The sequence below is a fragment of the Flavobacterium psychrophilum DSM 3660 = ATCC 49418 genome (genome assembly GCF_002217405.1).
GTDB lineage: Bacteria > Bacteroidota > Bacteroidia > Flavobacteriales > Flavobacteriaceae > Flavobacterium > Flavobacterium psychrophilum.
The window spans coordinates 1-13,099 of record NZ_MUHE01000030.1 but is presented as its reverse complement, the minus strand read 5'-3'; the positions used below and the strand labels follow the sequence as shown (position 1 = coordinate 13,099).

Below are 13,099 nucleotides of genomic sequence, written 5' to 3'. Positions count from 1 at the left end.
ATGACCGAATCAAAATGAGATTTTATATTAATATATATTGAAAAATTTAAGCCAACATAGTTACTGGATTTTCAACAAATTGTTTTAATGTTTGTAAGAATTGTGCTCCCGTTGCCCCATCGACAGTTCTGTGATCGCAAGCAAGGGTTACTTTCATAGTGTTTCCAACTACAATTTGACCGTTTCTAACTACTGGTTTTTCTACAATAGCACCTACAGATAAAATTGCTGAATTGGGTTGATTTATTATTGATGTAAATTCGGTAATACCAAACATTCCAAGATTAGATACTGTAAATGTACTTCCGTCCATTTCGGCAGGTGTTAATTTTTTAGTTTTAGCTTTTCCCGCTAAATCACGAACACTTGATCCAATTTGAGTTAAACTCATTTGATCTGTAAAGTTTAAAACTGGCACTACTAATCCGTCTTCAACAGCTACGGCAACTCCAATATTTACATGATGATTAATAATCATGGCGTCTTCTCTCCATTGAGAGTTTACTTGCGGGTGCTTCTTTAAAGCCATCGCACAAGCTTTGACAACCATATCATTAAACGATACTTTTGTATCAGGAATTGTATTTATTGTGGCACGAGATTTCATAGCTTCGTCCATCGCAATTTCGATAGTTAAATAGAAATGAGGTGCTGTAAATATAGATTCTGATAATCGCTTTGCAATGGTTTTACGCATTTGCGAATTTTTTATTTCTTCAGAGAATTTTTCTCCAGCAGGAACAAATTGGGTTATAGAGCTTGGGCCTTGTGCTTTTGTAGTTGGTTGGCTTTCTACTTTCGGTTTTTGACTTTCGATTGCAAAACGTGCTACATCTTCTTTTATAATTCTTCCGTTCTCTCCAGAACCTTTTACTTGAGATAAGTTAATTCCTTTATCTTGAGCAATTTTTTTAGCCAATGGCGAAGCGAAAATTCTATCCGTTGGATTAGATGATGAATTTTGGTTATTTGATGTTGGATTAGAAACTTCGACAGCTTTTTCAGCAACTGGTTCCGAAGCTTCGGGAGTAACATTTCCAACTTTTTTATAATTTTCGGCAATACCTGCAATATTAGTTCCCTCTGGTCCTATAATAGCTAAAACGCTATCTACTGGGGCAGATTCTCCTTCTTGAATCCCTACGAACAATAAAGTACCCGCATTGAAAGACTCAAATTCCATCGTAGCTTTATCTGTTTCTATTTCGGCAAGAATATCGCCTTCGGCAACTTTATCACCTACTTTTTTTAACCAAGTTGCAACAGTTCCGTCAGTCATTGTGTCTGAAAGTCTTGGCATTGTAACTACTACAACTCCTTTTGGCAAAGTGGTTTCTGGTTTTAAATCTTGGGTATTAGCAACTGGAGCAATTTCTGCTTTTTCTTCTTTTATTAAACTTACTGTATCGCCGTTTAATAATCCTGAAATATCTTCTCCTTCGTTTCCTATAATGGCTAAAAGCGAATCTACTGGTGCAGATTCTCCTTCTGGTATTCCTATGTATAAAAGCGTTCCTGAATTGAATGATTCAAATTCCATAGTTGCTTTATCTGTTTCAATTTCGGCAAGAATATCGCCTTCTGAAATTTTATCGCCTACTTTTTTTAACCAAGCTGCTACTGTTCCTTCGGTCATTGTATCGCTTAGACGAGGCATTGTGATTACTGTTGCCATAATTATAGTCTATGAGGAATAAATGGATAATTTTCTTGGTCGTAAACTACGTCATATAGTTGTTGTACTTCTGGGAAAGCAGATTCTTCGGCAAATGTTGCGCATTCTTCTACTAAGTTTTTCACCCTTTCGTCAATCGCTTCAATTTCTTCTTCTGTAGCGTATTTTTCGTCTCTAATTACATCTAGAACTTGAGTAATTGGATCTATCTTTTTGTATTCTTCTACTTCGTCTTTAGAACGATACAATTGTGCGTCAGACATCGAGTGCCCTCTAAAACGGTATGTTTTCATTTCTAAGAAAGTTGGGCCATCACCACGGCGTGCTCTATCAATAGCTTCATGCATTGCTTCGGCAACTTTTACAGGGTTCATTCCATCTACTGGACCACAAGGCATTTCGTATCCTAAACCTAGTTTCCAAATATCTGTATGATTGGCTGTTCTTTCTACCGAAGTTCCCATGGCATAACCATTATTCTCGACAATAAAAACAACTGGAAGTTTCCATAACATGGCCATATTAAATGCTTCGTGCAAAGATCCTTGACGGGCTGCTCCGTCGCCAAAATAGGTTAGAGTAACACCATCACGACCAAAATATTTATCGGCAAAAGCCATTCCGGCACCAACAGGTATTTGAGCACCAACGATTCCGTGACCTCCAAAAAATCCTTTTTCTTTAGAGAAAATGTGCATAGAACCGCCCATTCCTTTAGATGTTCCTGTTACTTTTCCTAGTAACTCAGCCATGACAGCTTTAGGATCTACACCCATTCCTATTGGTTGTACGTGATTACGGTAAGCGGTAATCATTTTGTCTTTCCCCAATTCCATAGCATGCAAAGCACCTGCAAGAACGGCTTCCTGACCATTATATAGGTGAAGAAATCCTCTTACTTTTTGTTGTATGTAAAGTGCTGCTAGTTTGTCTTCAAACTTTCTCCAAAGTAGCATGTCTTCGTACCACTTTAAGTAAACTTCTTTTGTAATTTCTTTCATCTAAATTTTCTTTTTTTCTAGTAATTTACGCTTGTACTTTGTCTTATAAACTTTAAATATCAACCTCTTACAAATTTGCGAAAAGCAAAAATAAGACATTCCGCGTAAGAAGTAAAATTTAACTGCTTTTTTTTAATAAAATTTACAAGAAGTTCTTATCAAATGTTAATGGAAGTAAATTTTGAATAGAATCTGACTTATAAATTTCGCCTGTTTCTCCCATAAAATAAATCTCGATAGGAATGCCTTGCTTAAATTCGTATTCAAAAATAGATTGACGACAAGCGCCGCATGGCGGAATTGGTTTTGTAGTGGCTGTTTTTGTAGAACCTGCTGTTATTGCCATTTTTATAATTTTTGCGTTGGGATAAATAGCACCCGCATGAAAAATAGCAACCCTCTCTGCGCATAATCCTGACGGATATGCAGCATTTTCTTGGTTAGACCCCAAAGCAACCTTTCCGTTATCTAACAAAATAGCGGCTCCTACATTAAATTTAGAATAGGGGGCATACGCATTTTTTCTAATCTCGATAGCTTTTTGCATTAATTCATTTACATCGCTAGGTAGCGCTTGCATCGATTCGAAAACCGATAATCTTGTGTTTATATTAATTTCTTTCATAATTTATTAAGGGAAAAAAAATCCAAATTTCAGCAATTGAAATTTGGATTGTTTATTTGTTATTTATTGATTTTAATTTTGATCATAGTCATCTCCGAAATTAAATGTTAGAGAAAAACGCAGCGTATTTTCTAAAGGATTTGGCACTTTTGATGCCGAAAACAAATAAGAAACATCTAAAGTAACTACATTATACTTAAATCCAGCTCCTAATGTAAAGTATTTTCTTTTTCCTTTTTCTTCACTTTCATGAAAATACCCTAAACGAAAAGCAAATGAGTCTTGGTACCAATATTCTGCCCCGATTGCGTAGGTAAATTCTTTTATTTCTTCGCTAAAACCACCTGGTGCATCACCAAAAGATTTAAAAATTCCAGATGTCCAGCCAATGGCTTTATAATTTGTGTTAGCTTGCGCAATACCATTTTCACCTTGATCAGAAGTGTCTCCGTCGCCGTTTAAATCTACGGGTACTACTATTTGTGGCGTTGGAACTAATAGTTTTGAAAACTCTACATTAGTAGAAATTTTGTTATAATCGTCTAAAATAAAATCGAAACCACCACCTATACGCAGGTTTGACGGCAAGAAATTAGCGTTATTTTCGGCACCAGTCGCACCGTCATAATTGAGTTTAGGCCCTATGTTTTGAAGATTAAAACCTCCTCGCCAACGACCATTAAAATCAGAATAAGCAATCTCATCTGATTGATAATAACCTGCAACATCTATAGCAAAAGTACTTGCTGCCGAGGCATCGACTGTTTCTGAAGATACTTTTAGACTAGATCTTATATAACGACCAGCTACAGCCATAGAAAATTTTTCGCTCAATTTTAACGAGTAAGACAAGTCTAGTGCTAATTCGTTTGGTTTTACAATAGCTTTGTTGTTTCCTTGATCATCCGTTAACTGGATTTCTCCCAGACTAAAATAACGCAAACTGGTTCCTATGGCGCTTCTTTCGTTTATTTTATTAAAATAATTAAGTTGTCCTAATGAAATGTCATTTACAAGTGCCGTAAGATAAGGCGTATAACTTACTGCAAAACCTTGTTTCTTTATCGAAAAAGCGTATTTTGCAGGGTTATATAGTTGCGAAAAAGCATCAGGCGAGGTCGCAACTCCGTTATCTCCCATGGCTGCTGCACGAGCATCGGAAGCGATTAATAAAAAGGGCACTCCTGTGGTTATAGGTCGCTCGGTTTGTGCGTTTGCATTAATCCCGATAAATAATCCAGCTAATATAAATACTACTTTCTTCATTTTCTTTTTTGATATAATAATTAACAAATATATATTCTTTACACTAAAGAATTACTAATTTTTCGAATTTTTCAATCTTTTTATTGGTAAGATTAGATTTGACTGTTAGCTTATAAACATACACTCCTTTTCCTATTTTGTCACCAAAATCATCGCGTCCGTCCCAGGTAATATCACGTGAGGTAAATCCTTCGTTACTTACAATTTGGTTTTTTGTCCAGACTATTTTTCCTGTTATGGTAAACACTTGTATTTGAACCTCGAGTGGCTCGAATGGTCTGTTGTGAGTAAACCAAAATTCAGTATGATTTACAAATGGGTTTGGATAATTTAGAACATTTGTTAGCGCTAATCCTTCGTCGCCTACTACTACAAATTGCAAATTAGCTGTTGCGATATTGTTATAAACATCCCAAGCTTTGAATGTTAAGGTATGTAAACCTATTGCTAAATTCCTGAATGGATATTTTAATTTTCCTTTTGTATAATTGTTTAGTTCGGTTTCGTAAAAATCATTCAAGACATAAGGTTTTGCTTCATCGCCATCTAAATAAACGACTATATCGTGACCTATACCACTAGCTGTATTTATACCGTGTTCGTCTTCTAGAAAAGCTAAAAATAATGGGGACTGATTTGTGATTCCGCCAGAAACAAAAGACGTATCATTCATATAAATTTTTATTTTTGGCGGTACAACATCAGCGACAGCGTTAGTATTTAAACCTCCTATTTTTATAGAAAAATCATGACCTCTTTGATCTTCTAACGCATTATTATTTTTTGCATAAAAACTTATTTTTCCGTTACCTACGGGTATTTTTATATCACGTGGCACAACAAAACTAAATTCGAACTGTCCGTTTGTAACTGATGCGTTTCCTCTAAAAATAGTCTCTCCTAATGTGGTAAAATTCATTATTTGAAGAACGCCATTAAGAGATATTGCGTCATTTGCTAATGTGGTTCTATTTATATTTTTATCATATATATTTATAGCTAATTCTCCATTATAGCTTGTTAGCGGCGCATCGAACTGATCTGTAACCTCTCCAGTAAGCGTTACATATCCTAGGGCTTGCAATACATCTGGGGTTCCTGTAATAGGCACCCCGTTTATTTTTGTTAACTTTACTTTTGGTTTTGGTATTGCTAATTTTAGTGCAGGATCTCCTATATAAGAAATTACATTGTTACCTGAATCTGCAGACATTACTTTGGTTAATCGGACAGACTCTGCAACCGATGTATAATTCTCAGAACCGTATGCAAATAATTTTGAGGCTAAATTAACATTGAATATTTCTCCTGTTGACTGTCCAATTTGCCGTGTTGTAGTTATCATTGATACTGCGCCGCCTAAAGGATTCCAGTAGGTTTGTTCGCCCGCTGTAGGTCTTGACGGATTGTCGAAACGTGTAAATTCGCAGGTTACAGTTATAAATAACGGATATTTATATTTATTATTTAATGCCATGGCATCTTTTGCTTCAAAAAGTCTTTCGCCCGCAAGCCCTTCCTCACCTCCGTGCCCGAAATAGTTAAAAACCAAAGCACCTTGCCCAAAGGAATTTATAAAATCTAATTTGGCCTTAGGATATTTTTGTCCGCCCGATGTAGTTTCTTGCACATACGAATCGGCGTGTATTTTTTTGGCATTAAAAAAAGGTTTCTCTAAAGTAATCTTATTTGCCAAGTCGTCTAAATCCGTCTGCAAAGTAGCATCGCTAACTTTATCTATATCATCGGAAATAAATACGAGATTATTTCGCCATCTGCCAAACGATTTTTTATCATAATAATCTATTACTTTTGAAACCATCTGTTCTGCTTGAGGCAAACTAGAAACCAGCATTCTTCCTACGGCTATATCTAAGCCTAATGCACCTAGCATATTCCCTTCGTTAGCGTTCATTAACCCAAAATAATCATCGGAAACAAACGAACCTGAAAGAGAAAAACTTTCCATAGATTGAAATACTGGAACAATATTAGTGTTGTTTTTAATTCTGTCTTTAAAATCATACGAAGCATCTCCAAAAAGACATAAATATTTTAATCTTCTAGCAGGAATAGATGCGTTATCGTAAACGTATTTTACAAAATTTCTAATAGCCCCTATATCTTGTTTTCCGGACGAAAATTCTTCGTACAAATTCTCTAAATTAATCACTTTTACATTAAGATTAGAATTTATTCTGTGAAAATTTGCTAATCGCTCTGCCTGACTACTTAATGAAGCGGGCGTAATAATAAGATAATCTATATCTTCAAAAACGCCTTGTTTGGTAAAAAAAATAGTACCTTTTAAATCCTGATTGAAAACATTTGTATTTAAATCCTTTAGCGGTGTGTAAAAATCTACATTATCTATGGCTATATACTTTTTAGCCTCACCCATAAATGTTTTTAGTGAAAATTGTGCCTGTCCTGTATTAAATTTTGTTGAAACATTATATATATCTGTAATATCCCAAACCTGACCTATCGATGCGGCGTTACTAATTTGATATTCGCAAATCCCGATAGATGACGAAACAGCATCGACAGAAAATCTAAATTGCTTACCATAACCTTTCAAATTTGATTTTGCTTTTAATGTAATATAATCTAAATATCCTATACCACTAGGCACACCATTATTATTGTAATTTAAATTGACCGAAATATTCGAACTTGTCGTATTTATTGTATTTGAAAAAGCACCTTCGCTACCAAGGGCATAGGAAGAAACTCCAAATAAATTAATGTTTCCAACATTTAAATTATTAACCTTTATAGAAAAAGAAGAATTATTAGTACTAACAGCTCCTACTTGCACTTTTACCGATACTGGATTGGTAGTAACAATATTTGGAAATGAAAAATCAAAATTTTGATTGTTATTAATATTAAACGGCTCTCCAAACCATCTTCTACCTAAATGCGCAAGATTAGTTTTGTCTATTTCATGATACTGATACTCGTCATAAGTTGTAAATATAGCGTCTGGTGGCTGTGGAGACTCTAAAATTGGAGTAATTCTTTTTCCGATTGATGCAGATGATGTAACATAATAGTATGATTTATCTGCATATAAATTAACATGCGTATCGCTATCATTATTATAATTATCGACACCTTCTGCATAAAACAAAATAAAATCACCCTCATTAAAAACGCCATCGTTTTCGCCAACAAATTGTATCGCATTTTCAGCCAAATCCGTTGGATAAGGCACAGAATTGAGAAGCGGAATCATGCGACCGCCATTACCATAAATCTTTATTGTTCGAGGATCTACATTTACATTAAAACCCAATCCTGATAAAAATGCCTTAGAAATAGCGTAAACTCCAGATTTTTCTACATAAAACTTGCGCCAATTTCCTGTTTTCAGAACTGAACTCTCTACCTGACTTGTGGCTGTAGTAATATTTTGCCTATACAAAACAGCCGATGCTCCCGCCGTATAGCCAAACGATAACGACAAGACTCTTTTGTAAGTACCACCTTCCTTTATAATAGGAGAAAAAGTTAATAAACCGTAATTTATATCTCTAGCATTTACATTTACGATCGTTGCATTTAATCTTTCTGGAATTTTAGACCTATCTAAATCTCCTAGTTTTTCTTCGGCAATGGCTTCAAAAACAACATCAGACAAGTTTAAACTCTCCTCATCGATAGCAAAAGTTGTTTCAAATTTCTTAGAAAAGAAAATGCTTTTTTTTACATCATCATAAATAAAGCTATCCGATTTAAAATTCGGAATAGTTACCGCATAGTTTTCTGTAACAGAATACTTTCCGTCTGCCCAACTAATAGCAATTGTTGCAGACTCTTGAGAAAATAACATCTGAAAAGCAAACAATACAATTGTAAAGATAATTTTTTTCATATTTAAGGATAACGTGATTAAATGACATTTATTTTAGCAAGTAAAAATAAATTATTTTACACAATATAAAAACATATAATACGTTATTAGTAATAAGTAAAGAAAATAAATCATTTTATTTTAAAATATTTCTAAAAAAAGTGTTGCGGTTTAATCGTTAATTGTTATATTGCACCACAAAATAATTACCTACGAAAGTATGAAAGTAAACAAAATTGTGACTGTAAGAGTACTGTTTTCATTAATAGTATTGTTTGGATTTACTAGTTGTAGTAAAAAGTCTAGTTCGAAAAACACTTCTTCCGCTACCGGATGGAAGATTAACGACCCAAATGGTGGTTTCCAATACAACAATAATTTTACTAAACAAGCAACAGCTCCTGGATTAGTATTAGTTGAAGGTGGGACATTTACAATGGGTAAAGTGCAAGATGATGTAATGCATGATTGGAATAACACACCAACTCAGCAGCACGTTCAATCATTTTATATGGATGAAACTGAGGTGACAAACCTAATGTATATGGAATATTTAGATTGGACCAAGAGAGTTTTTCCACCTACTGAAGAAAACTACAAAAACATTTACGAAGGTGCACTTCCTGACACATTAGTTTGGAGAAATAGATTAGGTTATAATGAAACCATGACCAATAATTACCTAAGACACCCTGCTTACTCACAATACCCAGTTGTAGGAGTAAACTGGATTCAGTCTAGTGAATTCGCTAAATGGAGAACTGATCGTGTAAACGAATCAGTTCTTGAAAAAGAAGGATATATGAAAAAAGGCGCTAAAGTTGTCGATGCAGATGCAAACAACACTTTTAGCACCGAAGCATATTTGGCTTCTCCGTCAACAGCATTTAGTGGAAATGAGGAAATTATTTTGAAAAAAACAGGTCGTAAATCAGGTAAAAGTGCTAAAAAATCTAGTGCATCTGCAACTACTACTAGTGCAGATCCAGCTGCAACTGACGGCCCAAAAAACGTATATGCACAAAAAACTTCAGGAATACTTTTGCCTGAATACAGACTACCAACCGAAGCAGAATGGGAATACGCCTCTGCCGCCGATGTAGGAAATAGAGAATACAACCTATACAGAGGTCAGAAAAAATACCCTTGGAAAGGGTCTTACACACGTTCTGGAAGCAGATCAACAAAAGGTGATCAATTAGCCAATTTCAAACAAGGAAAAGGTGATTACGGAGGAATAGCAGGTTGGTCTGATGATGGAGCTGATATTACCGCTCCTGTAAAATCATACAAACCAAATGATTTCGGATTATATGACATGGCCGGTAACGTTGCAGAATGGGTGCAAGATGTTTACAGACCAATGGTTGATGATGAAGCAAATGATTTCAACTACGTTCGTGGAAATGTTTATACTAAAAATAAAATTGGTGAAGACGGAAAAATCGAATTAGTAACCTCTGAAAATATTAAATACGACACATTAAGTAACGGTAAAGTTATCGCTAGAAACAAACCAGGAGAAATTGTTCAAGTACCTGTAAATGAAAAAGAAACGTACTTAAGACAAAACTTTGACAAAAGTAATGAGATAAACTATAGAGATGGAGACAAACAATCTACACGTTTCTTCGATTATGGCGCATCTGAAGAAGGTGAAGCTAAAAAAGACGAAAAAAACAGAATGTACGACTCTCCTATGCATAAAGTTTCTGCCGATTCGACAGGAAAAATGGATAGAAAATTTGACAAGTCTGCAAAAAGAACAACACTTATTGGAGATGATGTAAGAGTTTACAAAGGTGGATCTTGGAAAGATAGAGCTTATTGGCTAGATCCAGCACAAAGAAGATACTGCCAACAAGATATTGCTTCTGATTATATTGGATTTAGATGCGCAATGTCTAGAGTTGGTCCAAAATCTGATAAGCCAAAAAGAGCAAGAAATTAGTAATTTCTTATACAAAAGTTAATGAGACTGTCCGAAAAATAATTTTCGGACAGTCTTTTTTATTAAATTTATTTTATTCAAAAGAGTAAAAACAATGCGCTTTAAAAAAAAGAGTTCAGTATTTACCTAATTTAAGTACAATAAATACATAGAAGATAAGCAAGTAAGATACTAATGATTTTTAAATTAGGTTCGATCCTATTTTGTGCATACTGAATTCACAACATAATTAAATCATAAAAACAAACACTAAAACTTAATAAACACAGTAGCTCTTTGAAACAGTAAGAGCTAAATTGTTTCTTCAGAAAACATACATCATATTGTTCTTGTTTTAGATCCCTTAGTTTTTTTATATACTCTTTCTTATATTCTTAAAACCGAACACAAACTCATCCTTCAGTAAAAAATCAGCTACTGTAATTATAATTAATAATTACAATATTTCGAGTGTTCGCTCTAATGACATTCCTCTTGAACCTTTAATTAAAATTGTGTTTTTACTTGTTTTCCTTGTTTTAAAACTTTTGGAAAATGATTCGTAAGTATCAAAAAAATGAATGTTTTTCATCTCAATTTTATTACAATAAAAGTCTTTTCCAATAAAATAAGTTTCTATTTCTGGTCCGTTTATAAAGAGTTCAATAATTTTTTTATGCTCTATTAAACTATCGTTACCAAGCTCAAACATATCCCCCAAAATCGCAATTTTATCTTTTGCTTTTAGTTGTATAAAGTTTGTAATTGCAGCCTCCATACTACTCGGGTTTGCATTATAAGCATCTAAAATAATGTTATTGCTGTTTTTTTCTATTAACTGGGAACGATTATTTGTAGGAATATAATTTTGTATGGCATCTTTAATATCATCGTCAGCAATATTAAAATATTTCCCAATAGCTATCGCAGCGCTTATATTATTTGCATTATACAACCCTATCAGATGGGATTTAATTTTCATTTTCTTATAATTAATCTCAACCATTGGATTTGCAACTACAAAATCTATCTTAACATCGCTTTCTTTTGCAATTGAAAAGCTATAACGCATTATTTGCATGGTTTTTTGATTCTGAATCTCATCATCAAGGTTTACAAAAGCTGTTTGCTTATTTTCTTCTAGGTAATTATACAATTCACTTTTTGCTTTTATCACTCCGTCTATCCCTCCAAAACCTTCTAGGTGAGCTTTACCAAAATTTGTGATGTATCCAAAATTAGGTTCTGCAATAGAGCATAACAATTCGATTTCTTTTTGGTGGTTAGCACCCATTTCTACAATACCAATATCTGTATCTTCGTCGAAAGATAGCAATGTGAGTGGCACACCAATATGATTGTTTAAATTACCAATCGTTGCTTTAGCATTATATTTTTTTGAAAGAACAACATTTATAAGTTCTTTGGTAGTTGTCTTCCCATTACTCCCTGTTAAAGCAATTATAGGGAGCCCTAATTGTTGGCGATGGTATTTTGCAAGTTCTTGGAGTGTTTGCAAACTATCTAATACAAGAATCATTTTGTCCTTATTGGTGTGATGTTTTTTATCATCAATGATTACAAATAACGCCCCTTTACTTATTGCTTCTTCCGCAAAAGTATTGGCATCAAAATTATCCCCCTTCAATGCAATAAACAAGGAGTTATTTTCTATTTTTCGTGTATCCGTGCTTACAGAAGTACACTGCAAATAACATTGGTAAATTTCTTCGATTTTCATGATACGAAAGTAATAAAAAAACAAAGAGCCTGTCCGATAAGTATAACTTTTTTTGGGTCACATAAATTTTCTAGAGATTCAGCAAAAAATATCTCTATCCTAAAGAGTAAGAATTTAACATCTACAAAACTCTTTAGTCGACTCTAAAGAGTTTTGTTTTACAATTGAATGACACTGTATTTGTATGTCGTTTTATAAAGAAGTCCAATGTCGTTTTCAAATGATATTTCAAACTGTTTCCTGGACATTAAAAACAGTGATTTCTAATAGTTTTGTTTTCTTTATCGAGTTCAATATCTTTTATTTGACGAGTACTCTCGAGGTTTATTTGATAAATATTTTTAAACTCAAGAGCATACTTATACGGGACCAAAACCTAGTGAGAGATAATTTAAAATTCTGATATTTATTAAAAAAAATAACAATTGGAATCATATATAGAATTATTGAAATTAATGTTACTGGAGTTTTTGATTGAGAATTTTAATCTTACTTCTTTTAAAAATTCCGAAGAAAAACTACACCTGTATTTTGAAGAGCAAGCAAAACCTCCAAAAGAATTTGCTGCCATTAAATTGGTCTCCAAAGGCTTCATGGAGGAAATTACGATTCAGGATTTTCCGTTAAGAGGTCAGTTTGAGTACTTACATATCAAAAGACGTCGTTGGACCAATAAATCCACTAGCGAAATCATAAAAAGAGATTGGAATTTAGTAGCCAAAGGAACCCACATGACACAAGAGTTTATGTTTTTTTTTAAGAAATTAATCGATAAAAAGCCTTTAGATTGTCAAACTATTGTTGTTTTCTTTGGCATTAAAAGCAAAATACTTCGGCTGAATCTTTTAATGCGAAAATTAAAGCGTTTAGAGCACAATTCAGAGGAGTGAGAAATATAGAATTCTTCCTTTTTAGACTAACTAATATTTATACCTAATTTTTGTCAATCCACAGGTTTTAGGATTGATCTGTTTTCGACTTAATCCGTTTTACTAATATTTT

Annotated in this window: 9 protein-coding genes; 3 read left to right on the top strand and 6 right to left on the bottom strand. The window is 33.8% G+C overall.

All coding sequences use genetic code 11. From position 1 onward, the window contains the following. Positions 1-46: 46 nt before the first annotated feature. The 5 genes from B0A57_RS08255 to porU form a co-directional block, all read right to left on the bottom strand. Positions 47-1,675, bottom strand: a complete 1,629-nt coding sequence (locus B0A57_RS08255; RefSeq protein ID WP_034099340.1) for a pyruvate dehydrogenase complex dihydrolipoamide acetyltransferase — start codon at positions 1,673-1,675, stop codon at positions 47-49. 2 nt (positions 1,676-1,677) lie between these two features. After that, positions 1,678-2,676: a pyruvate dehydrogenase (acetyl-transferring) E1 component subunit alpha gene (gene pdhA, locus B0A57_RS08250; RefSeq protein ID WP_011963513.1), complete on the bottom strand. Its 999-nt coding sequence runs from the start codon at positions 2,674-2,676 to the stop codon at positions 1,678-1,680. A gap of 142 nt (positions 2,677-2,818) precedes the next feature. Beyond that, positions 2,819-3,301 (bottom strand): cytidine deaminase, encoded by a 483-nt coding sequence (cdd, locus tag B0A57_RS08245; protein ID WP_011963514.1) that lies wholly within the window; start codon positions 3,299-3,301, stop codon positions 2,819-2,821. A gap of 72 nt (positions 3,302-3,373) precedes the next feature. Beyond that, entirely contained in the window at positions 3,374-4,567 is a 1,194-nt protein-coding gene (gene porV / locus B0A57_RS08240) for a type IX secretion system outer membrane channel protein PorV (protein WP_011963515.1), read from the bottom strand. A 43-nt stretch (positions 4,568-4,610) separates the two neighbouring features. After that, positions 4,611-8,447, bottom strand: coding sequence for a type IX secretion system sortase PorU (porU, locus tag B0A57_RS08235; protein WP_034099342.1), 3,837 nt, complete (start codon positions 8,445-8,447; stop codon positions 4,611-4,613). Between the two features lie 199 nt (positions 8,448-8,646). Here porU and gldJ point away from each other — a divergent pair, with 199 nt between their 5' ends. Continuing rightward, complete coding sequence (gene gldJ / locus B0A57_RS08230) at positions 8,647-10,377, top strand: gliding motility lipoprotein GldJ (protein WP_011963517.1); 1,731 nt, start codon at positions 8,647-8,649, stop codon at positions 10,375-10,377. Positions 10,378-10,813: 436 nt separating this feature from the next. On the opposite strand, the gene B0A57_RS08225 is transcribed toward gldJ, so the two are convergent. Further along, complete coding sequence (locus B0A57_RS08225) at positions 10,814-12,097, bottom strand: UDP-N-acetylmuramoyl-tripeptide--D-alanyl-D-alanine ligase (protein ID WP_011963518.1); 1,284 nt, start codon at positions 12,095-12,097, stop codon at positions 10,814-10,816. A gap of 425 nt (positions 12,098-12,522) precedes the next feature. On the opposite strand from B0A57_RS08225, the gene B0A57_RS08220 reads away from it, so the two are divergent. Next, positions 12,523-12,987 (top strand): ISAon1 family transposase N-terminal region protein, encoded by a 465-nt coding sequence (locus tag B0A57_RS08220; protein WP_316930242.1) that lies wholly within the window; start codon positions 12,523-12,525, stop codon positions 12,985-12,987. Continuing rightward, entirely contained in the window at positions 12,954-13,034 is an 81-nt protein-coding gene (locus B0A57_RS12465; RefSeq protein ID WP_227039786.1) for a hypothetical protein, read from the top strand. The genes B0A57_RS08220 and B0A57_RS12465 overlap by 34 nt, the downstream gene beginning before the upstream one ends. Positions 13,035-13,099 lie beyond the last annotated feature (65 nt).

What these genes read in the sequence shown, in the direction of transcription:
- B0A57_RS08255 (WP_034099340.1), bottom strand. Translation starts at nt 1,675, where the DNA reads ATGGCAACAGTAATCACAATGCCTCGTCTAAGCGATACAATGACCGAA.
- pdhA (WP_011963513.1), bottom strand. Translation starts at nt 2,676, where the DNA reads ATGAAAGAAATTACAAAAGAAGTTTACTTAAAGTGGTACGAAGACATG.
- cdd (WP_011963514.1), bottom strand. Translation starts at nt 3,301, where the DNA reads ATGAAAGAAATTAATATAAACACAAGATTATCGGTTTTCGAATCGATG.
- porV (WP_011963515.1), bottom strand. Translation starts at nt 4,567, where the DNA reads ATGAAGAAAGTAGTATTTATATTAGCTGGATTATTTATCGGGATTAAT.
- porU (WP_034099342.1), bottom strand. Translation starts at nt 8,447, where the DNA reads ATGAAAAAAATTATCTTTACAATTGTATTGTTTGCTTTTCAGATGTTA.
- gldJ (WP_011963517.1), top strand. Translation starts at nt 8,647, where the DNA reads ATGAAAGTAAACAAAATTGTGACTGTAAGAGTACTGTTTTCATTAATA.
- B0A57_RS08225 (WP_011963518.1), bottom strand. Translation starts at nt 12,097, where the DNA reads ATGAAAATCGAAGAAATTTACCAATGTTATTTGCAGTGTACTTCTGTA.